The 23,726-nt window shown below is 62.6% G+C and carries 21 protein-coding genes; 7 read left to right on the plus strand and 14 right to left on the minus strand.

Annotated features, from left to right (window positions below; translation table 11 throughout):
- Positions 1 to 123 precede the first annotated feature (123 nt).
- Positions 124 to 372: an integrase core domain-containing protein gene (locus ACIA5H_RS35490; protein ID WP_397080521.1), complete on the plus strand. Its 249-nt coding sequence runs from the start codon at positions 124 to 126 to the stop codon at positions 370 to 372.
- A gap of 41 nt (positions 373 to 413) precedes the next feature.
- Here ACIA5H_RS35490 and ACIA5H_RS35495 read toward each other — a convergent pair whose 3' ends face one another.
- Positions 414 to 572 carry a hypothetical protein gene (locus ACIA5H_RS35495; RefSeq protein WP_397080472.1) on the minus strand — a complete coding sequence of 53 codons (159 nt, stop codon included), beginning with the start codon at positions 570 to 572 and terminating at the stop codon, positions 414 to 416.
- A gap of 88 nt (positions 573 to 660) precedes the next feature.
- Positions 661 to 1,869, minus strand: a complete 1,209-nt coding sequence (locus tag ACIA5H_RS35500) for a cytochrome P450 (RefSeq protein ID WP_364439820.1) — start codon at positions 1,867 to 1,869, stop codon at positions 661 to 663.
- 404 nt (positions 1,870 to 2,273) lie between these two features.
- Between ACIA5H_RS35500 and ACIA5H_RS35505 the strand changes: the two genes are divergently transcribed.
- Positions 2,274 to 2,690, plus strand: coding sequence for a hypothetical protein (locus ACIA5H_RS35505; RefSeq protein WP_397080475.1), 417 nt, complete (start codon positions 2,274 to 2,276; stop codon positions 2,688 to 2,690).
- Positions 2,691 to 2,697: 7 nt separating this feature from the next.
- Positions 2,698 to 2,850: a hypothetical protein gene (locus ACIA5H_RS35510; RefSeq protein WP_364439826.1), complete on the plus strand. Its 153-nt coding sequence runs from the start codon at positions 2,698 to 2,700 to the stop codon at positions 2,848 to 2,850.
- A gap of 248 nt (positions 2,851 to 3,098) precedes the next feature.
- Here the strand turns inward: ACIA5H_RS35510 and ACIA5H_RS35515 are convergent, their stop codons facing one another.
- The 3 genes from ACIA5H_RS35515 to ACIA5H_RS35525 form a co-directional block, all read right to left on the minus strand.
- A complete protein-coding gene (locus tag ACIA5H_RS35515; RefSeq protein ID WP_397080523.1) occupies positions 3,099 to 5,597 on the minus strand; it encodes a tyrosine-type recombinase/integrase in 2,499 nt (832 codons plus the stop codon).
- Positions 5,598 to 5,821: 224 nt separating this feature from the next.
- Positions 5,822 to 6,208 carry a tyrosine-type recombinase/integrase gene (locus ACIA5H_RS35520; RefSeq protein ID WP_397080477.1) on the minus strand — a complete coding sequence of 129 codons (387 nt, stop codon included), beginning with the start codon at positions 6,206 to 6,208 and terminating at the stop codon, positions 5,822 to 5,824.
- Complete coding sequence (locus tag ACIA5H_RS35525; protein WP_397080479.1) at positions 6,115 to 6,939, minus strand: tyrosine-type recombinase/integrase; 825 nt, start codon at positions 6,937 to 6,939, stop codon at positions 6,115 to 6,117. The genes ACIA5H_RS35520 and ACIA5H_RS35525 overlap by 94 nt, the downstream gene beginning before the upstream one ends.
- Between ACIA5H_RS35525 and ACIA5H_RS35530 the strand changes: the two genes are divergently transcribed.
- Positions 6,917 to 7,465, plus strand: a complete 549-nt coding sequence (locus ACIA5H_RS35530) for a class I SAM-dependent methyltransferase (RefSeq protein ID WP_397080481.1) — start codon at positions 6,917 to 6,919, stop codon at positions 7,463 to 7,465. The genes ACIA5H_RS35525 and ACIA5H_RS35530 overlap by 23 nt on opposite strands.
- A gap of 165 nt (positions 7,466 to 7,630) precedes the next feature.
- On the opposite strand, the gene ACIA5H_RS35535 is transcribed toward ACIA5H_RS35530, so the two are convergent.
- The 4 genes from ACIA5H_RS35535 to ACIA5H_RS35550 form a co-directional block, all read right to left on the minus strand.
- Positions 7,631 to 8,368, minus strand: a complete 738-nt coding sequence (locus ACIA5H_RS35535) for an HAD family hydrolase (protein ID WP_397080483.1) — start codon at positions 8,366 to 8,368, stop codon at positions 7,631 to 7,633.
- Positions 8,365 to 9,093 carry a methyltransferase domain-containing protein gene (locus ACIA5H_RS35540; RefSeq protein WP_364438565.1) on the minus strand — a complete coding sequence of 243 codons (729 nt, stop codon included), beginning with the start codon at positions 9,091 to 9,093 and terminating at the stop codon, positions 8,365 to 8,367. The genes ACIA5H_RS35535 and ACIA5H_RS35540 overlap by 4 nt, the downstream gene beginning before the upstream one ends.
- Complete coding sequence (locus ACIA5H_RS35545) at positions 9,090 to 9,668, minus strand: LicD family protein (RefSeq protein ID WP_397080525.1); 579 nt, start codon at positions 9,666 to 9,668, stop codon at positions 9,090 to 9,092. The genes ACIA5H_RS35540 and ACIA5H_RS35545 overlap by 4 nt, the downstream gene beginning before the upstream one ends.
- 105 nt (positions 9,669 to 9,773) lie before the next feature.
- The gene (locus tag ACIA5H_RS35550; RefSeq protein ID WP_397080485.1) at positions 9,774 to 11,591 is read right to left on the minus strand and encodes an aminotransferase class I/II-fold pyridoxal phosphate-dependent enzyme; all 1,818 of its coding nucleotides are present in this window, start codon (positions 11,589 to 11,591) and stop codon (positions 9,774 to 9,776) included.
- Positions 11,592 to 12,214: 623 nt separating this feature from the next.
- On the opposite strand from ACIA5H_RS35550, the gene ACIA5H_RS35555 reads away from it, so the two are divergent.
- From ACIA5H_RS35555 to ACIA5H_RS35565, 3 genes are read left to right on the plus strand one after another with little or no spacing between them, the layout of a single operon-like run.
- On the plus strand, positions 12,215 to 12,868 hold the full coding sequence (locus ACIA5H_RS35555) for a TetR/AcrR family transcriptional regulator (protein WP_364438559.1): 654 nt from the start codon (positions 12,215 to 12,217) through the stop codon (positions 12,866 to 12,868).
- Complete coding sequence (locus ACIA5H_RS35560; RefSeq protein ID WP_397080487.1) at positions 12,868 to 14,241, plus strand: carotenoid oxygenase family protein; 1,374 nt, start codon at positions 12,868 to 12,870, stop codon at positions 14,239 to 14,241. Before ACIA5H_RS35555 ends, ACIA5H_RS35560 begins: the two co-directional genes overlap by 1 nt.
- The gene (locus ACIA5H_RS35565; protein WP_397080489.1) at positions 14,238 to 15,167 is read left to right on the plus strand and encodes an SDR family NAD(P)-dependent oxidoreductase; all 930 of its coding nucleotides are present in this window, start codon (positions 14,238 to 14,240) and stop codon (positions 15,165 to 15,167) included. Before ACIA5H_RS35560 ends, ACIA5H_RS35565 begins: the two co-directional genes overlap by 4 nt.
- Before the next feature lie 795 nt (positions 15,168 to 15,962).
- Here the strand turns inward: ACIA5H_RS35565 and ACIA5H_RS35570 are convergent.
- The 5 genes from ACIA5H_RS35570 to ACIA5H_RS35590 form a co-directional block, all read right to left on the minus strand.
- A complete protein-coding gene (locus tag ACIA5H_RS35570; protein WP_364438550.1) occupies positions 15,963 to 16,802 on the minus strand; it encodes an SDR family NAD(P)-dependent oxidoreductase in 840 nt (279 codons plus the stop codon).
- 1,374 nt (positions 16,803 to 18,176) lie between these two features.
- On the minus strand, positions 18,177 to 19,616 hold the full coding sequence (locus tag ACIA5H_RS35575; RefSeq protein WP_397080492.1) for a cytochrome P450: 1,440 nt from the start codon (positions 19,614 to 19,616) through the stop codon (positions 18,177 to 18,179).
- A gap of 78 nt (positions 19,617 to 19,694) precedes the next feature.
- The gene (locus ACIA5H_RS35580; protein ID WP_397080494.1) at positions 19,695 to 20,210 is read right to left on the minus strand and encodes a hypothetical protein; all 516 of its coding nucleotides are present in this window, start codon (positions 20,208 to 20,210) and stop codon (positions 19,695 to 19,697) included.
- 610 nt (positions 20,211 to 20,820) lie between these two features.
- A complete protein-coding gene (miaA, locus tag ACIA5H_RS35585) occupies positions 20,821 to 21,735 on the minus strand; it encodes a tRNA (adenosine(37)-N6)-dimethylallyltransferase MiaA (protein ID WP_397080496.1) in 915 nt (304 codons plus the stop codon).
- On the minus strand, positions 21,732 to 22,349 hold the full coding sequence (locus ACIA5H_RS35590; RefSeq protein ID WP_397080498.1) for a TIGR00730 family Rossman fold protein: 618 nt from the start codon (positions 22,347 to 22,349) through the stop codon (positions 21,732 to 21,734). Before ACIA5H_RS35590 ends, miaA begins: the two co-directional genes overlap by 4 nt.
- Positions 22,350 to 23,726 lie beyond the last annotated feature (1,377 nt).

Raw genomic sequence — 23,726 nt, forward strand, 5'->3', positions numbered from 1 at the left:
GCCTGACGCCGATCGAGTTTGAGACAATAAACCAGCCCGCGCTTGCGGCCTGAAACACCACACCCGCGAGTCAACCGAACTCGGGGCAGTCCCTTTGGTGAAAACCTGTGACGGCATCGGCTACTGCCGTCCTTCGGGACTGTCGGCGATTGCTTCGATAACGCAGCGATGGAGTCGTTTTGGGGAAGAATGCAAACCGAACTCCTCAACACGAGGAAGTGGTCGACAACGCTTGAGCTGACGATCGCGATGGCCGACTGGATCGACAACTTCTACAACATCGAGCGCCGTCACTCCTACCTCGGCCACCTCAGTCCCAGCGAGTATGAGACGCTGTGGCTCGACACCCAACCAAGCCCTCAACTCTCGTAAGAGCGGACCGATCAGCGGGGGCCAGATCAGATGGACCGACCTCACGGGGTCAGGTCACTTGCGCCCGGCTTCCGGATGCGCACTACCTGTTCGTCGGCGTAGCCGAGCAGCGCGACCAGCTCTTTACGGGTGAAAGCCCGCTTGCCAGATTCGGATTCGGCTTTGTCGATGTGCTCGGCGGTGTTCCATTCGTGGAACACCTGAACCGTATGTGTGCCAAACCGCTGCTCACATACCGTCGCCCACTGGTATGCCCACCTCGTGTCTGGCCGGTTCGAGGAGGCCGGCTCAGACCGCGGTGAAACGCACCGGCAGCCGATCGATGCCGTATGTCTGAAGCGATCGGTGGTAGACCACCTCTCTGGTGATCTCGATCCGGAGGTAGCGCCTCACGAGGACGCCGAGGGTCTCCTGGAGCTGCACGCGCGCGAGGTGGATGCCAGAGCAGGTATGGCGCCCGGCTCCGAAGTTCATGTTCGGTGACACCGGTGTCCGGGTTATGTCGAACCGGTCGGGTTGCGGGAAGACTCGCTCGTCGCGGTTAGCGGCGACTACCATCGCGCTCACCCAGCTGCCGGCGGGGAGGTGAACTCCGGCGAGCTCGAGATTCTGAGAGACATAGCACGGGATGCGGGTGAAGCGAGGCCGCAGGCGCATGCACTCTTCCACCGCGCCGGGGATCAGCTCAGGACGGGTGCGCAGGATCTCCCACTGATCGGGGTGCTCCGCGAACAGCGACACCATGCTGTTCATGGTGTGCGCAATATTGTCCACCGCCGCCCACAGCGACACCTTCACCATGTCGACCATCTCGTCGGTCGTGAGCCGGCTGCCTTCCTCCTCCGCTTGGATCAGCCGAGAGATGAAGTCTTCGCCTGGTGCTTTCCGCCGCTGCTCAATCAGTGGGAAGACGAACTCCGTCAACTCCTGAAAAGCAGTTTCGATCTCGTCCCGGTTCGCCGGGTCGCGCCAGAACATCTTGAAGATCGATCGGTTGATGCGCGCGAGCGTCGCCGCCTCTTCGTCGGGGACGTTCAGGAAGCGGCAGAACACCACGCTCGGGTAATGCGCGCTGACCTCGGACGCGAACTCCACCTCGCCGTCGACGACCGACGCGTCCACCATGTTGATGAAGACGGAGCGGGCGGCGTCACGCAGCCGCTCCATCGCTGTGGTGCTGAACGCCGGCATTATCAGCTTGCGCAGCCGATGGTGATTCGCACCCTCCTGGTTGCCCAGTTGGTGGGTCATATGGTCGTACGCCAAGCCCGAAGGCAGCCCGAGCATCGCCATCTGCTTCTCAAAGTTCTGCGTAACGCGCTCGTCGCGGAACATCTCGACGCTCTCCGGGAATCCCAGGATCTCGACTCCGAAAGGAGTCCTCACCGCCCGGTACTTCCGCCGCAGCTCGCGGGTACCTCGTTCCGGGTCGCTGAGGAATTCCGGACTCATCACGTCCAAGAACGGGAGGTCTTCTATCGCGCTGGCTTCGGGCATAACAAACCCCTATGATCACACACTACTTGGCGGCCCCAAGCTGGGCGCCGCGCGAGTGTAGCATGGTATCGAGCGAATAGTGCATACCCCATTTCCGATCGTGTGAATATACGTATGCATCATATGGCGACTAATACGTAGCCGACACGTATTAAGTTATAGTTTTCTGCTTTCCTTGCATGCTTCGTGATAGCGGGCAAGATTGCGATTCACACTCTTTACTGGGAGGGTGTTTTGTGAATCCGAGAGGTCGGCCGCATGGTCCGTTGACGACAGTCCCCGGAAGGAACGGACCTCATCGGGCGAACGCGGCCACGAGGCGACAGGAACGCCGCGGAGCCGAGCTCGTGCGCTGCGGGCGCGGCGGGCGGCATGCGAGATCGCCTCGGCTGCAGGGATATTTGGTGTTCACCGCGTCGCTGGCCACGAAATATGGTTTGGAACTCGACTATCGCGGTGCGGTCGCCACCGCACCCGCTTCGAATATCGTCGACGCGTCCACGTTGGTCGGCCCGTCGACACCTACGATCCAGTCGTCGCGCCTGACCGCCACCGCGACGTACGTGATGAACGGGTTGAAGGCGGCACGCCCGGACTTCGACCTGGACAGCTACCTCACCTCCGTCGGCAAGAAATTGGTCGACGCGGCCCAGACGCTGTGCTTCACACCCCTAGCCCAGCGCGCCGAGGGCATCACCCTGAATCAGCTATTCTCCCGCCCACTTTTGGATGGCGACTTCGCCGCGACCGCACGTCCGATCATGGATGTGCCGATGACCGGATACGACCGCCCGCTGTTCATCGGCCAGAGGCACCAATGACACCGATGTGCCCGCGCCGTTGACCGCGAAGCTGGTCGCCGACCCGCAGGCCAACGGCGTCCGGCCCGAGTTCCACATCTATCCCGGCCTGGATCACAACGCGACCGTCGCGGGTTCGCTACCGGACAGCGTGCCGTTCGTCGCCCGACTGTTCAGCTGAACCTGAGCCTGCAGGCATTCTCCAGCAATCGAAATGGCGGTGGACATCTCCAGCTCAGTGCGGTGTAGCCGAGGGCGACTGCGAAGATATGCGGACCAGCTGCCGTGGCCAGTGGATGTTTGTTGTGCCGCAAGGTGGTGGCGCGACAGTCCGTCGAGCGCCACACCGCGCGCTCGACCCGCGGCCACGGCACGCTGTTCGGTTTGAGCTGGATCCACTGGCGCAGTCAGCGCAGCTGTTGCGCGAGATCACCGTGGCGGGCAAATTCGGTGAGTACTCGTTGGCCGGTGGTGCTTGGGCATGAGCCGGTTTGTTAGCGTTGCGTGACAACGCCTTTCGGTGATATCTGACGCGGCGACGAGCCAGTCGATCCCTAAGCTCGGCGAGAGGATCTTGCTCGTGATGCCGAGATGGACGGCGACGTCCGGGACACTGCGGCCAACAGCGGCAGAGGCGGTGTCGTAGTGCAATTCGCCGTCGTAGTCGTCTTGGATGATGAGTACACCCGCACGCCTGGGGAACAACGCGTTCTCCGACAGTAATTCCGTGATCACAGCCGTGGTGAATTCCCCGATCTCGGCAGCACGGTTTCGGCACCAGGTCGGTCCCCGCATGGCGAAGGCGATCTTCTCCGGCGTTCTGTGGAATCTGAAATGTCGAGGTCGTGGGGATTTTCCCTGGTTGACCGATACGATCGGCAACAGCGTGGCGGTCGCCGAAGTGCCGATCTCACGCGGCGTGGCTCCGGCCGGAGTAGGGACGTCGGCCAGTCGGTCGAGGAGCTGGTCGAGAGCTGTTTGTCCCTCATCGACCGCGGCGCGCTCGTCGTCGGTGAGCGGGACACTGGCCAGCATCCGTTGCAGGTTCTCCTTGGCTTCCAGAAGCTGCGCTCGGCTCGAGTTCTTCGGCGTGTAGAAATCACTACGGGCGCAAGCCATTCGGTGTGGACACTGTTCGAAGAACGAATAGGTGCAGTATCCGTGGCCGAGGTCGTAGTACTGCCATGGCCCGCCGGCGACGGCCTGGCCCGAGGTAACGGCGTCCCGGTCGACGAGGACTTCGATAGTGCGGACGTTGCGAGCGAAGTAGCCGGCGTCGCTGTATGCCTTGGCGAGGGTGTTCGGGGTGATCTTGGCGTAGTGCTGGGTCGATTCCGGGCTGCGATGGCCGAGCCATGCTTGCAGCTCGAACAGCGTCATCGGTTCCTTGGCGTTGTAGAGCTGTGTCGCGATGGTGGAGCGGGCGCGGTGGCTGGTGATGCGTCCGCGAACGTCGGCGGTGGGGACGCCGGCCTTGCGGCAGAGCATCGGGATGATCTTCTGGTTGATGTAGTTCTTGCTGACGCGACCGGCGCGGACGGCGAACAGGAAATGCACTCGCTCACCGGTCTTTCGGTCAAGCATCGGCGGCTGATCGGGCCGTGTGGCCTGCCATGCTTCGATGGCCTGTCCGAGCAGCGGGTCGACCGGTTTGGTGAACGCGGTCCCGGTCTTGTGGGTAGGAATGTCGAGCAGGCAGACCGTGCCGTCTCGATGATTGTCGGCATCGGCGCTGTCGGCCGAGTCGCGTTGCCAGCGTACCCATCCGACGCGCAGACGCGCGATTTCGTCACTGCGCTGACCACTGAACAGCCAGGTGAGCGTGATCGCGCGAACCATATCGACCGGGTGTGTGCAAGCACCCCGGCCGGGCAGGTCGGCAGGGTCGAGGTTGAGACCGGCCCAGAGCAGTTTGGCCCAGATGTCATCAGCGATTACTCGCGGATCCGGTCCCTGCAGAGCGGTGATGCTGCGGGGCGTGGCCAGCGCTCGTGCGGGGTCGAAACGACGCGGGATCCATTCCCAGTCCTGGCAGTCGCGGAAGAACGTTCGCGCAGCCCGCAGGTAAGCACGTTTTGTCTTGGGTAACAACGGTTTCCCGAGCCGGTTTTGCCGGGTCTTGCACCAGTGCGTGGATTGAACGTGGTCGCCGACAGTCATGCGGTCGACGGCTGCGACCCAAGCCGCGCAGGTCTGCCGTGTCCACTGGCCGGGTTCGGCGATGTCGGGGTGATCGGCGGCGAGCCATCGTCCGGTCTTGGCCAGGGTGACCCGGTAGATGCTGCGGGTGGATGGTTCCAAGGTGGAGGTGGCGTTCCAGCGCTCCACCCACTGCACCCAGGTTGCCGAAGCCGCGGTGATAGGCACTGGCCCGTCTCCGAATTTCGGCGCTTCCGGTGGATCGGTGTGCCCGAGCGCGGCCAGGGCTCGATGGATTCCGTGCAGGTGGCGGATGTGGTGGTGTTGCTGCATCGTCGGGGTCGTGCGGAGTTCGACCAGTGTCTGTGAGGACAAGTCGCTCAGGCTCGGGCTGCGGTTGAGCAGCAGGATCGAGCAGACCAGCGACGCCAGTTCGTTGGCGCGGTAACCCCATCCGGTCAAGACCTCGCGGATCGGCTCGATCGCGTTCTCGACGGTTTCCGGGCCGAACACCCGTTGAGCCAATGCTGGTCGTTCGAACGGACCGGCCAGCTCGAAGGCGGTGAATCCTGTCAGCAGGTAAGCGTCGGCCAGTAGGAATCGGCGCGCTGAGATCCCGACCTGTCCGGGATAGTTCGCGCGAAGATGCGCAGGGCTGAGCACCTCACCCCACTCACGGGCCGTCCATACCCAAAATGCCCGGTCAAGCGTGACGCAGCGATGCAATACGATCGCGGTGCCGTCTCGCGCGAATCGTTGCTGATGACGGTTGCCTCGATTCCAATGCATCACCGCCAGCGCATCCTCGAGCGGGTCCGTGAGTCGCCGGATCTGTTGCCATGCAGTCGAATTGCGGTCCCGTCCGCGCCGCAGCCCGTCGAAGCCCAGCGCGTGCAGTCCTTCGGACTCGACGGTGGAAAGCCGGCCCCGGCGGCGGTATTGGTTGATATCCAGCGGCCAAGTCCGTGCGTGATCGCTGGCCGGCCCGACGACGGCCGCCGATGATGTGACGGTCACCGGGCCGCACTCTCCTGCTCGCCGATCCGAGCCAACATCTCGACCCGCCAGCCGTGGATCTGGTCCATGCCGCGGGCGAGTTTGTCGGCCAGTTCCCGGCCGGACAGATGGATGTAGGTGAGCGTGGTCTCGGTGCTGCGATGCCCAGCGAACGTGGCGATCGCGTGCAACTCCCAGCCCGTTCGCGCCAGATTCGTCAAGCACAGATGCCGTGTCGTGTGCGTCGCGAACTGCGGAACCCCGGCAGCAATCGCGATGCGCCGCACCACCTTCGACCACGTCCACAAACTCACCGGCTGCCCGTTGTTGCGCCGCGATTCCGACAGGAACAACCGGCCGCGAGCCCGGCTGATCGTCGCCCGATGCGCCAGATACCCCTGCAACAGCGCCCGGTCGCCGCCGAATACGGCACCATCCGCTCCAGCCGGTTCTTCGTTGTCTCGGCCCGGATCCGCAGCATCCGCCGGCCCGGGTCCAGGTCATCGGTGCGCAGCGAGCACAACTCCTCGCGTCGCAACGCCGCGTCATAAGCCAACGCGAGCATCACCCGGTTGCGGGGCGGCTCCGCTGCCGCGACGGCGAGAATGTCCATCCACTGCGACTCGGTCGGGATCCACGGCAGCTTCGTCAGCCTCGGCACCAGGCCACGCTGCTGCCCGCCCGACTTCCGGCCGGGCGTATAGCGACCCCGCCCAACCGGATTCGACTCCCGAACACCCTCTTCGACCAAATAGTCGAAATACAGGCGCATCGGAACAAGTCGCTGCTGGATCGTGGCGTTCGCCAGACCGCACCCGGAATCGATCGACACCACATTGGCACCGCGGCGGCTGGCTCGACCGGTCAGCTCGCGAACAAAGACCGCGACGTCAGCCCGGTTCGCGACCACCGGATCGACACCGTGATCCTCGCAGACCCGCAAGAACTCGGCCAGCCCCCGCGCATAGGCATCGATCGTGCGCGGCGCCCGGCCGAGGTCGGTCCACACCTGCAGCCACTCAGCCGCCCGCTCGTGCCGACCGAGCACCGGCCACTTCTCCTCCAACCCCGTTGCCGCCAAGCCTGCCTCACAGACAGCCCTGCTGCGCGCGATGGACACCCACCAGGTGAACACGATCGGATTGACCGTCAGCCGCAGTCAATACCGGTACGTGCGCGGACATCCGTGCGGCCGGGTATGGCTGCAGCGCTGGGAAGCCTTCGACGGCCACGCCGACCGCATCGTGTGCATCGACGCCTTCGAACACTTCCACCAGGACAGCTATGGCGAGTTCTTCCAGTTCGCCCACCACGCCCTGCCCGCCGGGGGTGTGCTGCTGCTGCAAACCATCGTCGGCCACCATCGCGACGAGCGGTGCGCCCACGATATCGAGCACACCGGCATCGATGACGCGTTCATGCAGTTCCTCACCGGCACAATCTTCGCCGGTGGCCCGCTACTGCCCCCGACCGGCCGCGACTCCGAGGGCGTCACCGCGTACGCCAAAGACGCCGGCGTCACTGTCACCGGCATCCAGGCGATGGGACCGCACTACGCCACCACCCTGGACCACTGGGCGAATGCCCTGCGCGAACACCGCGACCGCGCTATCGAGCTCACCGGACCCGGCATCTACAACGCCTGCCTCAGCGTCTCGTAGTGCACATCGGCCAGTGGTGCGATGGCCTGCGGGGCGGCATGGGAAGATCTGTACCCATCCGGAGGCTCGAAAGCCATACGAACTGCCTCTCACGAATCTCGGGCGGGTAACGCTTCGGCATTAAGCAGACCATCGTCCTCGATGACAGGCCCCAAGCCCGACGGTTCACTGCGCCTGATAGTCGGATCTACTGTACGGAGGCGTGGCGGTCAGTTGAGGAGAACGAATCCCGCGGCGGTCGAGCGCGTGCTGCAGGTCGCTGATCGTTAGACTATTCAGCGAATCCCTAATCATTCCGGGTGTTGTCGTTGTGAGGGGCAGATCGCAGGGTACGACGATGACGCCGCACCCTGCGGCTGCCGCTGCCGCGGCTCCAGTCGGGGAATCCTCGATCGCGACGCACTGATCGGTCTGGACGCCCAGCAGTTCGGCGGCGCGGATGTATGGCTCAGGAGCAGGTTTGCCGTTGGTTACGTCGCCACCACACACCGAGGCGTCGAAATAGTGCAGCCCGATCGCATGTATGGCGATATTCGCCAAGGTGCGCGGGGTGTTGGTGACCAAGGCCGACCGCAGGCCAGCCGCGCGCGTGTTCCGCAACGCTGCCAGGGCACCTGGACGCCATGGCACCGGATAGGTATAGACCTCAACGAGTCGTTGATTGATCCATTGTTCTGCTTCGCGGAGATTGTGTCCGGTGGCCTGAATCCCGCACGCCGCCACCATGGCGTGCAACACCTCTGAGACTGTCGAGCCGACCAGACGCACGTAGTCGTCGGCGGGAGGCGCGCCAACTCGCACTGCAATATATTCGGCGACGGCGTCGAGCCACGATTTTTCCGTATCCAAGAGCGTCCCGTCGAGATCCCATAACACGGCACGTAGTACGGGCGAGGCGTTCACGCGGCGGGTATGTGTGAGCGGGGCTGGAATGCGATCGCGTTGAAGCGGTACGGTGCGTTGCCGTAGCCGTCGATCGTCTGGTCGTCGACCTCGATGTTCGTCAGACCGGCTTTTGCCAGTTCGCTATGGATCCACTCCCGTCTGTAGTACAGGTGATCGAGCCCCTGGTAGCGGCTGAGGTAGGCGGCGCGCCCGCCTGCCGCTTCGACGCGGAACCGATGAGCCGCATCAGCTTTGACGACATCCGGTATGTCGAGGATGGCCACGCCGTGGCGGGCCTTCGCGGCCATCGCCGTGATGACATGGTGGGCGTAGTCGAGTGAGGGGAAGTACAGAAAGACTCCGCAGGAGACGACGACATCGACCTGGGCTGCACTATCGAGGTCTATGGCGTCGGCCACCGCGAAGTCGCCTCGAGGAAAGGCGGCGCGGGCGATGTCGATCAGCGAAGCCGATTGGTCGATCCCGCCGACGCGGCATCCCATGATATCCAGATCGTACAGAAAGGCACCTGCCCCACAGCCGACATCGAACACGGACATGCCGGGCGCAAGATTAAGCCGTTTTGCAGTGCGTTGCACGAAGCTGGTCCAGGCAGATGGCTGCATGCCACTGAACGCGCTGTCGAGACCATCAGCTGCCATCAGCTGCGCCAGGGTCGAACCGGCCGCCGGATCCAGGTGGCGGTTATCCCAGATACGTTTCCAAGCTGCGGATCCGGTCATGTTCGGGCCGCCTTCCACTGCGGCAGCGCCGGTTCGAACGAGTCGGCCGCAACCGGCGACGAATCGGTATGGTTCGGACCGTGCGGCTCATAGAACCGGACCTCCTTTGCCCAGTCCGGACCGTACAGGCCGTCGAGATAACGGTGCGCGGCGTAACTCGGCACGCTATACAGGTCCAGCGGGCCGAACGGGCGGCGGCACAGCAGCTCGAATTCAGACGGATCGAAGTAGTCGCTGGGCCACCGGGCACGGGCGGCCTCCGTGTGGTACACGAGCTTGTTGTCGATATCGGCCATGGGAAAGATGTGCACAAATGGGTAGCGGAACGGCGCGGTGTCGAACGGGTCGTTCGATGTCGACTCGTGGCTGTCGAGTGCGAATATCTTGAGGAAGTAGCGCGAGTCCGCGATGTCAAATCCATGTCGGATCAGCAGTGGCCGCGCTCGACCCATTACGGTCTCGAGGTCGTCGGCGCGGATCGCCAGATCCACGTCGTCGTCCCAAGGAATCAGCCCGCCATGACGCAGCGAACCCAGCAGCGTCCCACCGATCATCGTGTAGCGAATGCCGAGCATCGTGAACAAGGCATCGGTGATCGCCGTCGCCCAGTAGAGTCGATCGATGACATCCTGGCGGACCCGTGGCAATTCCATGTCAACTACCCTGTCTCGGAGAGGTATTCATTCTGCAGTGGATAGGACCGCGGTCAGCGCCGCAATTACGCGGGTGTTTTCCGCTGCTGTCCGACAGGAGATGCGGATATAGCGGTGCGCGTCCGGCATCGACTTGTTCGTGCAGTCCTTGACGAGGACTCCGTGTCGGTGCAGCAATTCCTCGGTCACCTCGCGTGCGGTCCGCGTGCCGAGCAGCCGGAGCAACACGAAGTTGGCGTCCGGCTCGAGCACAGTCACCCCGGGCACGGTGCGCAGTTCCCGGTAGAACTCGGCTCGGTCGTGACGCACCCGCGCGATGCTCGCCTGGTATTGGTCGGCGAACCCGGGAAGCCTCCGCAGGAAGGCTTCGGCGAGGCCGTTGATGTTCCAGACGGGCAACTCTGCGAGCACGCGCTCGCGCAGGACGGTGTCCGCGGTCGCCAAGAATCCGAGCCGTAGTCCGCCAACGCCGTACGCCTTGCTCATGCTCTTGATCACCGTCAGATTCGGGTGAGTCGACAGCTCGTCGAGAACACTGGAGTCCGCGGAATGAAAGTCGACGAACGACTCGTCAACGATCAACCGCATGTTCTGGTCTGCGAGCAGCTTGCACGCCAACAGCAGATCTTCCCGAGGTACCGCGATCGACGTCGGATTGTTCGGCGATGTAACGACAACGGCTTTTGCCTGTGTTCGGGTAGCTTGCTCGACGCAGCGCCTGCTGTCGAACCGGAACTCCGGCGGCGCGAGTTCGATATGGTGGCCACGTGTCCGGGCAAACGCGGCTTCGTATTCGTTGAAACCCGGCACGACCAAGGCGACGTCCTCGAGTATCCGGCCGAGCGCGGTAATCAGTTCGGACGCTCCGTTAGCTACCACCAGATGCTCGGCAGGTACGCCGACTACCGCTGCCAGCAGACGCTGCAAGGCAGCGCTGCCCAGCGGATAGGCAGTCAGCGACTGCGTCAGATCGTCCGCCAGCTGCTGTATCAGTTCTCCGGGCGGAAAATACGGGTTGATCATCAAACGGTGATCCGCGATATCGAAACGCCAATATCCACCGTGCAGACCTTCTAGGAAGGGCAATCGGTCGGCACGTGCACTGAAGACGTAATCCGCCGCAATGACATCACTCACGTCGTCGACTTCGTACCATCTAATATCTGTGCAGTCGACCGCACGAACGGTGTAATTGCCCCGCCGAACCGTGAGTGCCAACACCTGCTCATAAAATTCGTTGCATCCGCCCGCCGTAACCAATTCTTCCAGCAGCGGCACAAATTCCTCTCGCAAATATTTCGCGCGCAGCACATGCACATTCACTGTCTTGCGTGCGGTCCGCGGTACATCGATCCGATCGTGAGTAGACAGGAACTCGACGATGCGCCCACTGGCGTCCACATCTGCGACGGTCCCGTTCATGCCCGGACGCAACGCGGAGACACCCGATGCCGCATCGTCAGACGCCGCGGCTAATCGGACCAGCAGATCGGAGTCGAAGACCACGTCGCCGTCCAGTACGAAAATGTCCTGATCCAAGTGGTGGCGAGCTATCCAGAGTGAGTAAGCATTGTTCGTGGAGTCGTATCGGTCTACCGGTACATAGACCACATCCATGTCTGCGAATCGGCTGCCGATCGACGTTCGGATTCTATTGGACCGGTGCCCCACTACCAACACGGTCTCCCGCACACCTGCCGATGCCAATTGCTCCAGAACTCGGTGCAAGATCGGCCGTCCACCGACCTGAGTCAAACTTTTGGGAACGCCGCCACCAATCCTGCGTCCCGAGCCAGCCGCGAGAATAATGGCCTTTTCCACCGGCTTATATCCAACGACGGGCATGCTTCTCCTCCAGTTAGTGGCCGCAATCTGAAACTGGCAATGCACAGTTCGGGACCGCTAACTGCGGCAGTGAATCAGCGAGAGACGTGATGCTGGCCCATCAGCGGATCGCCGGTGACCATCCCGCACCCATGGTGTCTGATAGGGATGCCCGAAACATCCGGATGCCTTTTCGACATTGACAAACCTACGTACGTAGCCGGGAAATCCATGATCCCGATTGTCGAATTATGGTGGAGTGCTTTCAATCGCGCCCCTGAAGTGCGACATGCCGCACGATGATAGAACGGTCCGGTCGTGAGAGTGACCGCCACGAGATCGCGCCGGAGAGCTGGGTGATGCGATGCTGCCGGCGGGGCGTGCGGGAATGGCTGTTTCCCTTGGCTGGCGGTGGCGGGTAAGCCAGACTGTCTCGAGGTCGAGCAGTCGCCTTCTGCGAGCGCTATCGGCTGCCATCCCTTGCTAGGAAGCGGGCCGTCACCGGGTGACGATCTTCCTCAGCGCCCACCCTGTAGTCCAGAAGCGACATCCACTGGGTTCTAGCTGAAGGACTGTGAGCTTGCTCGTCGGGTGTCGGGAAGACGGACCTTGACAATGTATGTAACGATCCCTACAGTGGGGGTATGGCGAAGAAACCTGATGTCGGTGTGACCGACTCGCGGGAGCAGTTGCTGGATGTGGCCGAGCGGCTGATGAGCGCGAACGGTTATGCGGGTACCGCGGTGTCGGTGATTTGCAAGGAAGCGGGGGTCGCGCCGACGTCGCTGTATTGGCATTTCGGCAGCAAGGAGGGGCTGCTGGCGGGGGTGATGGAGCGGGGGGCGGCGCGCTGGTTCGATGCCCTCCCGCGATTGACCGACACAGTCTTCGATAGCGAGTCCCGGGAGAGCGTCCTCATCGAGCAGGGTGCGGCTGCGGTCGGTGCATACCCCGTGTTCTTGCGCCTGTTCTATCTGCTGGCTTTGGAGGGCGCCGGCGACGAGGTTGCCAGTGAGTTGGTCAAACGTGTCCGAGTGCGGGCGTGTAGTTACTTCGCCGAAGCGATCGCCGGGCTGCTCGCCCCGACTGTCGGACAGCCGATCGCCGGGATCGCTGCTGCCGAGCTGGCCCGGTTCGCGGTCGCGTTCTCCGATGGCTGTTTCTTCGCAACCCAGCTCGAGTCCGATGAGGTCGACCTGCGGCGCATGTATGCCGACCTTGTGACTGCGCTGCAAGCGTTGGCACCGGCCGCGATCGATCGCGCGCGGCGTATGGCCACGGTTCCTGAGGAGGAGTAATGACTGCATTCGCCGGTATCCCGGCCGCGTACCTCGAAGGTGAGTTGGCGCCGGTCAGTACCGAATACACGGCCTGGGACCTGCCGGTGGTCGGCAGTATTCCACCCGAACTCGATGGACTGTATCTGCGTAACGGGCCGAACCCGCCGCCGGTACCGTATGCGGGCCCGTATCACTGGTTTATGCCCGACGGCATGCTGCACGGCGTGCGGATCCGCGACGGTAAGGCCCTGTGGTACCGCAACAGGTGGATACGCACCGCCACCTTGGCGGACAAGCTGGATACCCGTCCAGCACCTGGTCCCGCCGATATCGCTTTGATCCCCAACACTTCCAACACCAACGTGATCACGCACGCGGGCCGGGTGCTCACGCTGGCAGAGTGGGGGCTGCCCCACGAGGTCGACTGCGACTTGGATACGATTGGCCGCTACGATTTTGGTGGTGCCCTGGCGGCGCCGATGACTGCTCACCCCAAGATTGATCCACGCACCGGAGAGTTGTTTCTGATCAGCTTCGGGCCCGTCGAACCGTATCTGCAGTACTTCGTCGCCGACGCGGCCGGAGCGCTGGTGCGGCATGAGGTTATTGATGTCAAGGGGCCGTCGCTGATGCACGACTGGGCCATGACCGAAAACCACGTGCTATTCCTCGATCTGCCGATCGTGTTCGACGCCGCCTACGGGGCCGAAGCCGGATTCCCGTACTGCTGGGACGACAACTACGGTGCCCGGATCGGTGTCATGCCCAAGACCGGGACCAGCGCCGATGTACGGTGGTTCGACGTCGAACCGTGCATGATAGTCCACACCCTCAATGCCTACGAGAACGGCGGTGAGATCGTCCTGGAGGCCGCCCGCTACTGCGACGCGGTGCGTGACCGCTGGAGCCCGGATGTGCTGGCCATCGATGTCGGCGCCACACTGTACCGCTGGCACCTCGATACGATCACCGGCCGTGTGCGCGAAGAGGCGCTCGATGATCGTAGCTTCGAGTTTCCCCAATTGAATCCGGCGAAGCTCGGCATTGCGAACCACGTCGGCTACGGAGTCGAGACGAGCCAAGGCCAACGTTCGAGTTTCGGCGGGCTGCTCAAATGGGACCTCACCACCGGCACGTGCCAGCACCACGATGTCGGCGCAGGCCGCGTCGCCGCCGAGGCGACATTCGTCCCACACCTGAACGCCCGCGCCGAGGACGAGGGCTGGCTGCTGTCCTACATTTACGATGCCGCCCGTGACGCCAGTGATCTGGTGATCGTCGACGCCACCGATTTCACCGCCGCGCCACAGGCGGTGATCCGTCTGCCGCACCGTGTTCCGCTCGGATTCCACGGCACCTGGGTCCCGATGAGCAAAGGAGCAGCCGGATGAGCGTCTCGCGCACAGTTCTGATTACTGGTGGAACCGGCAGTCTCGGCTACCGGACTGCCGAGGCCATCCTCGCTGCCGACTCGAGCTGGCAGGTTGTCATCACCGGCCGCGGTCAGGACCGGGTTCACGCGGCTACCCGCAGCCTGGGCGACCGGGCTGTAGGCGTTCCGCTGGATTTAGCCTCCCTCGACAGAGTTCGCCACTTCGCGCGCGAGTTCGGTGAACACCAACTGCCGCCACTGCATGCGATCATCTGCAATGCCGGTGTTCAGATCGTCTCCGGCACGGTTTTGACCGTTGACGGGATCGAGCAGACCTTCGCGGTCAACCATCTCGCACACTTTCTTCTGGTCCGCGAACTGCTGCCCAAGCTGCGGACACCAGGTCGGATTATCTTCGTCGCGAGCGACACCCACGATCCCACCAAGCCGACCGGCATGCCTGCCCCGTCCTACAGCACAGCCTGGGATCTGGCCCATCCCGACGTCGCCGACAACGCTTCAAGGCCTGGATCGATCGGCCGCCGTCGTTACACCACATCCAAACTGTGCAACGTGCTGACTACCTACGAGCTGGCCCGGCAGCTCGATTCCGGCACCGTGCCGCCGAAGATCACCGTCAACGCGTTCGACCCCGGCCTGATGCCCGGCACCGGACTCGGCCGCGACTACCACGGAATACAAGGTTTGGCCTGGCGCTATCTACTCCCGGCCCTGACCGCTGTGCCAGGCATCAACGTCCATACCTCCCGCCGCTCCGGACAGGCCCTGGCTCGGTTGGTCCTCAGCCCTGATCTGGCCACCGTCACCGGGAAATATTTTTCCGGCTACCGTCAGATTCGGTCGTCCGCTGACTCCTACGATCTGGACAAGGCCGAGGATCTTTGGACAACCAGCATTAAACTCACCGAGACACCTCACCTATGATTTGAACGGGGAGCCCCACGTGGTGTTCGGTAAGCCGTTCGGTTCACGGAACACCACACTCGCAGGACTGAGGCCTTGGCCAGGGTGTCTTGCAGAGGTATTCCGCGAACTGGTCCGAATCGCGCGACTGCTCGTCCTCACAGTGCTGCCCGATCGGATTCTCGTCGACAAGGGGTTTTCCGGCACCACCAACCGCACCGGCCTGAACAGTGCTTCCACCCCGGCACCATCGATCGCGGCCAGATCGTTGCCGTGGCCGGTGCGAGGTGGGCGATCGAGGAATGCTTCCAAGCCGCCAAAAGCCAATGTGGCCTCGACCACTACCAAGTCCGCAAATACGACGCCTAGTACCGGCACATCACCCTGGCCATGCTCGCCGACGCCTTCCATGCCGTCACCGACCCAAAAGCCCACGCGGGCTGGGCCCAATCACAGTCGCCGAAGTCCGCCGTCTCTGGCGATAGCGCTCCACCTCACCCACGCCCTCGCCGCTTCCCGCTGGCGCCGACACCATCAACACCGCGCCCGACGAACCCGCTACCAACGGACCCGATTACCAAAGTAACGAAGTACAACTGTCGTGCTAGCCGACGCGCAGTCGTTCGTCCGCGGCCTGCGCCGCGACTACGACGTGGTCACGGCGCAGGCCTAAGCCTGTCCTGAAACAGCGGCGCTGTCGAAGGCCACATCAACCGGACTCGCTACGTCTGCTGATTCGGTCGCCCAGTGCCGCCATGGTCAGAAGGAACTCTGCCGCCACGGCACCGGGCCACCACGTCCAGCGCGGACCGGGATTCATAACTGGTGGTCTTTGGCTCGTGCGGTCTTTATAGCCTTGCTGAGGAAAGGTCGGGCAAGCGCCTCGGGGGCCCCAGCCCACGCAGACATGAATCGAGTAAGAGGGTCTATTGCAATGTGGGCTTTGCGGCGTTCGAGACCGCTCAGCAGCGCATTCGCGACGACATCGGGCTCGACTGGAGCGATAGCGCCGGCCACCGCAGTGGTCTCAGGTGGCCGACGAAGCCTTTCGGACTCGAATCCGGGAGTCTTGGTGTCCGGCGGGTAGAGAACGGATATGTCGACTCCGGTGCCCTGCAGTTCATACCTCAAAGTCTGTGCGTAAGCGCGCACTGCAGCCTTCGTCGGGCAGTACCCCGATAACCCGACCACTCCTAGCAGGCCCGCAGTAGAACTCGTGAGAACAATTCGCCCCGCACCCCTGGCAACCATCGCGGGTAAAACCGCTCCGACAGCATTTACTGCACCCATGTAATTCACTGACATCTGTTGCGCGATGTCATCTATGGTGAGCTGATCAGGTCGTCCTGGAATCACAATTCCTGCGCAGCAGAATATGACGTCGCATGCGCCCACTGCATCCTCCAGTTCGTGGATGGCCTCGAACAGCGCGGCGGCGTCAACGACGTCTACACTTGCCCAGTGTGCACCGGTCCTCCGGGAGGTTTCGATTAGAGCGGCTCTTCTCCGCGCCAAGATAGAAACTCTGGCACCGGCTTCGCTGAATGCAGCCGCCGCTGCGGCGCCGATCCCCAGTGAGCCGCCCGTTATGATGACATGTTGCCCCTGCCAACATGTTGCACCTCTAAGTTTTTTCCTATGAAGTGGCATCGGCATCTGCCCGAGTTTCTGAGAACTGCGGTGAATCAGACAAGTAAATCCCCTCTGAAGCTATTTTTTGATTCATAGCATCACCAGGCCCCGTTTATCCTGGCGGGCCGCACTCGATGGATTACGACTCGCTTACCACCTAATGCATGGCTTCCCGTGACTACCTCCGAAAGCCGGTCGATCTCGCGAGTCCTGCCCGATCCATATTGTCGGCGAGCGAGCACAGGATCGCATCCGTGAAGTCGGTGAACAACGTACGTACTGGTGTTGATTAAGGTGAGATCCAGTCGTTTCCGGCTACTCCAATTTCATGGCGAGCAGCTCTGTGGGGGCTGCTCGAAGTAGCCTGTTTCCAATCAATGAGAACGCACGATATTAGAGTCCTTGTTGGCCCTGGTCGGGGCTGGACGGGAGATTGAGGGACGTGGCCGGATGTAAGCGGCATTCCGCGGAGGACATCGGGGGAGAAGCTGCGCCGTGCCGACGAGTTCGCCGCCGCGGGGCAGACCGGTGAGCAGATCGCGGTTGAGCTGAGGATGTCGGCGGCGACGTCGTACAACTGGCGTCGCCAGTACGGCGGTGTGGACACCGATGCCGCGAAGGAGGTCGAGGAGCTGCGGGGGAGCGGACACCAGGTTGAAGCGGCTGCTGGTGGACGCGGAGTTGGAGAAAGACGCGTTGTGGGACATCGCTCGGGGAAAGGTTTAGGCCCGGCCGGCAAGCGGCGGGCTGTTGACATGCTCAATCAGGTAATGGGCGTGTCTGAATCGCCATGTTCTCACGAAACTCGCCCAGCCAAGCTTTGAAAGTTTTACCGGTGCGTCGAGGCAGATTCAGGGAAACGAGCCCGGGTTCTCGTTCATTTCTGACCCAAGTGTTCCATATAGATCGTCCCTGACATGCGCTCATTCTCGATCGAACACACCGGAATCGATCAACAGGCGTTAGCGAGATAGACCCGCTACCCCTGGGCAAACTGGGCTTCGTGTACCAGGTGACACGATCGTGACCGCCCGTCTGCAGTGGGTTCAGGTGACTGACGGACTTTCAGTGGGAACTCACTGTGTTTCGATGTGCGGCAAGGGGAATCGCCGCTAGTTCCGGAGAATTCTAGCGGTTGCCGGTACGGCTCGGTGGGCTGGTGGATGAATCATCGCCGCGCAGGTGCTCGGTGACGCCCGCGTAGCGGGCGGCGGTGTTGTGGGTTATGCCGAAACCAGAGTCAGGTGCAGCGGGTCGGGGTCGGCGGTGAGGGCTCGTGGAGGATGCGGTCGACGGTGCAGCCGCTCAGCTGCATGCGCAGGCTCACGCACACACTACGTTGACGGGACGTGCATCGTGTGACCCGCGGTGGTTCCGGTCGAGTTTTGATCGGGTTCGTCATGCCGCCGAGGACGGCGAGATGTGTGACTGCCGAGCGCGTACGTTGATCGGGAGGCCGTCGGCGGGTGTGGGGCCGGTGCCCCAGGTGAGCGGTACCTGGTAGTCGGCGGGAACGCCCCACTCGTAGCGCAGTAGCATCCGGTGCATGATCGACTTCACGGTCATGCCTCCGAAGTGCATGCCGATGCATTTGTGTGCGCCGCCGCCGAACGGCGACCAGGCGTAGCGGTGCACTCGGTCCTCACGGCGGTGTTCGGCGAAGCGTTCGGGGTCGAACTGGTCCGGGCGGGGCCACCACTGGGCCAGCCGCATGGAGGGATAGGCGGCGATGAGGATGTCGGTGTCGGCTGGCACGTAGCGGCCTAGGATTTCGGTGTCCGCGAGCGTGCGGCGCATCATCACTCCCGCGGGCGCGTACATGCGTAGCGTCTCCTTGAACGCCAGGTCCAGCGAGGGCAGCCGGTCCAGGTCTTCGTAATCGAGGTGCTCCTTGCCCAGCGCGATCGCCTCTGTGCGCAGCCGTTCCTGCCAGTGTGGGTTCTTGCCGAGTAGGTAGGTGAGCATGGACAGGGTGATGGCGCTGGTGTCGTGGGCCGCCATGAGGACGAAGATCATGTGGTTGACGACATCATCGTCGGTGAAGGTTTCGCCAGTGTCGCTGGTGGCGTGGCACAGCACGCTGAACAGATCGGAGCCCTCGCCCGCTCGTTTGGCCGGCAGCTGGGCGCGGAAGTATTGCTCCAAGAGTTTTCGGCCGTGCAGCCCGCGCGACCAGGTTCCCCCTGGCACCGATGTCCGGATAAGCGACTTTCCACCGGCCACGGTGTGCTCGAACGCGTGCTCCAACCGCTGAGCGTCCGGCCCGAGTTGCGCGCCGACGAAGACCTCGGTCGCGAGATTCAGTAACATTTGTTTCACGTTGTCGTACAAGAGGAATCCGGGCTTCGGACGCCAGGACTCGAGTTCCCGTTCGATGCCCGGCCGCATCAGGTCGAGGTAGCTGATCAGGCGGGGCCGTGTGAACGCCTGCTGCATGATGCGCCGGTGGTGCAGGTGCTCTTCGAAGTCCAGCAGCATGATGCCGCGCCGGAAGAACGGCCCGATCCAATACTCCCAGCCCTTCTCGCTGGAGAAGACCTTGTCCTTGTTGCTCCAGACCACCTCCAGCGCGGCCGGTCCGAGCACAGTGACCGCGCGGCGGCCGAAGATGTTCGTCCACGACACCTCGCCGTACTTGTCTAAGGCGTTGCGCGCCCCCACGAGCGGGTCTATTAAGAGGCGCAGTGAGTGTCCGACCAACGGCGCCCCCGGATCTCCGAGCACCGGTAGCAGGTTGCTCCCGACCGGAGGTTCGGCGAGCACTGTCGCCCGGGCAGGATAGCGATCCGCTAGGTCGGCGGTGTACTCCTCGAGTCTGCGACGGATTCCTGCGTTCATGTGGTGTCCTTTTGCTGCGGTCCCGCCATCGGGGACGGTCCAGTATGCCTGACAGCTTCATCAATCCGCTATCTGCGATCAGCGTTTATCGCTTTCGACACAACCTGGATTGATCGACGGGCCTCGTCCGGTATCTATGGCGCGTCTCTCCAAATGCCAGCGCCATCCCATCGGCAGTTGAAGATTCCGTGCCCGAAGCGCACTGAGGAATTCTGCGTATCCCTCACGGGCCTCGCCGAGGTGAAACCACGCCTGGTGCCAGATTTCGGTATCGGCCGAATGAACCACAGTCCACCACGCTTGGGCGTATGACCTTGCCACGTGGCTGATCACCTCGCCGAGCGAATGTGTGTGTTTGCGCGCGCTCTTCATCCGCGGGATGTTTTGTGCTGCCCACTCGTCGATCTCGCTCACAACTCTATCGATTTCTGAGCGCAGTTGCTCGCCGTCGAAGCGCTTCGGCTGAAATTTCTGATCGATCCGAGAGGGAATCAATTCTGCATAAAGATCGCCGAGCTCTCTTGCCCATTCGGCGAGTGGTAAGGCGATCACGCTGCGCCCCGCAATTGCCTGAAGCAGATCCGAAGGTTCCAAGAGAGAGGCCATCATAGTCGATGATGTCTCGTCGCAGAAATGCGTGGAAGGTGGGTCATTTCCATCTGGATGCATGGCTTACCGCCGAACCGGCAAGTCGTTCTGACGGGTCTCTTTGTCTTTCTCCATCGATACGCCGAAGATCCAGACGTCTGGAGGCTGTGGGTTGATCCATTGATTCGTGACGGCCACGGTCGACCCCTCCTCGCTCGATAGACCATTCGGCCTGATTCCCTTGTTCGGCCGACTTTAGGGACAATCTGGACCGATGGCAATTAGCGGTTTCAAAGGGAAGGTATAATGAAATAGTTATGATTCCGATGGATTGTTGGTCATGCGGCAACTCGAAGGGCTGGGCCGATCTTATGGCGCGAAGGTAAAGATGCCTTCGTCACGGAGGCGTTGACGACGCTGCCACCCTAAGGGGAGGTCGCTTGTGCGTGTGGATCTGCGGCTCGCTGTTGGTGCGACCGTCGACTCCGTTGAGATCGATCTGCGCGCCGGGCAGGCCAGCCGGCTGGTAGCGGCTAGGGCCGAATTCCTAAGCCTCAACGTCCGGCCGATCTCGCCACGCATGCTCGGTTAGGCTCGATCGGGGCGCGCCGGTGTATCAGGAGCTGTTGGCCAGCCAGTCAGTGACGTGTTCGACGGGCTGGCGGTCGGCGTCGATCCAGTGCACTCTGGGGTCCCGGCGGAACCAGGATCGCTGTCTGCGTACGTAGCGACGTGTAGCGATGGACATTCGGTGTTGCGCTTCCGCGAGGTCGTAATCGCCGTCCAGATGTGCCAGTACTTGTGCGTATCCGATGGCGCGGCGTGCGGTGATGCCGTCACGCAAACCCGCCTCGGCCAGCCCAACGACTTCCTCGACGAAGCCCTGGGCGAACATCTGCGCGGTGCGGGCGGTGATGCGTGCGTCCAACGTGTCGGTTGCCCGGTCGACTCCGATTATCGCTGTGTTCCAGCGGGCTTCGCCCGCCCTCGGTACCGAGGCGGCAAACGGCCTCCCAGTGATCTCCACCACCTCGAGCGCGCGGACCGTGCGCCGGGTGTCGGTCGGTGGAATGATGCTGGCCGCTGCAGGGTCGGCCGTGCGCAGCGCCGCATGTAGCGCCGCGCGTCCACCGAGAGTCAACACCCTTTCCCATCGCTCCCGTACCAGTGGGTCGGTGGTCGGGAGTCGCCACTGATCAAGCAACGCTTGGATATACATCATCGAGCCGCCGACAATGACCGGCACCGCGCCGCGCGCCATGATTGCCTCGACGGCGGCTCCGGCCTCGTACTGATACTGGGCGACTGTCGAGGTCTGCGTGACATCGAGCACGTCGAGTTGGTGATGCGCGATGCCGCGCCGTTGCGACAGAGGCACTTTGGCTGTGCCGATGTCCATTCCCCAGAATCGCTGCATCGTGTCGGCGTTGACGATTTCGCCGCCGAGTCGCATCGCTAGTTCCAAGCCTAGATCGGATTTGCCTGACGCGGTCGGGCCGACGACGGCGATCGGCCGGATCGGTCGGCTCATGACTGTGGTGCCGCTGCGAAACCGGTACCGTCAGAGTTTCCGTGGTAGGCGGTCACGGTTGGTGCGTTCTCAGTGCTATCTGGTGCGAGGTGGGTGAATGCGGTGCCGATGTCGGTGGTGACAACGAGTCGATCTAGTGCCGAACGCCGGACTAGTCCTTGGGCGTGCAGAGTGGTGAGCCACTCGAGCAGCCCGCAGTAATGGCCCGCAGGGTCGAGGAGGACTATGGGTTTATGGTGAACGCCGAGGTAGCCTGACACCCAGGTTTCGACTAGTTCCTCGAGTGTTCCGATACCGCCGGGCAGGGTGAGGAAGGCGTCAGCGCGTTCGATCATGATGCGTTTGCGTTCGGCGAGGGTGTCGGTCACGATCAGCTCGTCCGCATCGAGGTCGGCAAGCTCTCGTTGTGCGAACATCACCGGGATGACGCCCGTGGTGTGAGCACCGGCGGCCCTCGCCGCACGCGCCACGGCGCCCATCATGGCGATGGTGCCACCGCCGGAGATCAGCCGCCATCCGCGTCTGCCGATTTGGGTGCCGACCGCGGCGGCTAGACGCAGGCAATCGGGATCGTCACCGCCAGAGGCACAGTAGACACATATGGTTACGCTCACCGGGCGAACCTCTCGGAGATAGACATCGGATCGTGGGACGATGCGGCGATGAAGAAGGGGCGTTCGTTGGGTTGGCCGATGCTTAGGAGGCCAAGTCCGCCGCCGACGGGTGACGGGATGGCGGTGATGCCGTATTTTGGGAAGTCCTCGGCTGAGGTGCTGCGCCGCGACGGTGGTAACGCGAACCGTGACGATATCGCCGACGCGCATGAATCTTTCTTCGGTGGGCTGGAAGTGGGCCAGTCGCCCGTTGCGGGTGCTCATCCAAGCGGTGGTCGCGTTCCCTCGCCCGGGTGTCGAAGGCATTCCTCCTCCTTGCCGATCGGCGAATAGTTGGCTTCTAGCGGTAGCCGTTCTGGCTGAGGAACCGCACCGCATCGACGGGAGGATGTCGAGCGTGCAAGCGTTGTGCTGTTGACCAAGATCGGCCCCACGCGGCGCAAGACTGTCGTATAGCCGACAGAGCGGCCGGGAACGCCTTGAGCGAACCGGCGATCTCGACTTGGGCGTCGTCGTTTTGTCGGCCGTGTGCCAGCAAAACCTCTTGCGAGGCGATGTTGGGCGCGCCGAACTCGACGTCCGACTGGGGTCCACGTCGTCTGCGGCCAAGCCGAGTGTCGCGGAGATCACCGTTACCGAAACGGGCATTGCACTCTCAGCGATCACGTCGAAACATGCCCCCTCGCCGAGCACGTGGACCAGCCGAGCCGCGGCCAGCACCGCGACAACTCGATAGGACGCCGCCTCAATGGACACGGCCACGGCCAGTGGATGCAGACGCCCATGATTGCGGGCCGGTCCAGCCACAGCAACAACCAACCTGCGGCCTTCGACATATGCGGCTGCGGCGGAGCGCGGCGGGGTTCGCAAGCTCCCAGTTGCATTGAAGGCGGCCTTATCTGAGAGATGAAAGGATGTATTGACGCCGCCACGGATATCAATATCCGACACCACGGACTGCGCAGCGAGACCCCCAGCGTGCCGCATAACTGCTGTGGCAACGGACGTACGCTCATACGACTCGGCCAGCACATCTTCATCGTCCGGAGGGAAACGCGGCAGACTCCGGACCGCTCGCGAGCGGGTCATACAACACAACCAATCCAACCGGGCAACGCGACCGCCATCACGCCCCCGTAACGACCTAAACGAATATTCCCCTGTAGATACTCCAAGCAGGGCTTTCGCATTCTCCTTTTCAGGGAGAGCGAAAACCCTGCAACTGTGATCCACAGTCTCCAGTTTGGAGTGGGTCTGAGCTTCCTTTTGAGGGAGGTTCAGGTGGGTCTGAGCTTCCTTTTGAGGGAGGTTCAGGTGGGTCTGAGCTTCCTTTTGAGGGAGGTTCAGGTGGGTCTGAGCTTCCTTTTGAGGGAGGTT

The organism is Nocardia sp. NPDC051900, from assembly GCF_044452545.1.
In the GTDB taxonomy this organism is placed as follows: Bacteria; Actinomycetota; Actinomycetes; order Mycobacteriales; family Mycobacteriaceae; genus Nocardia; species Nocardia sichangensis.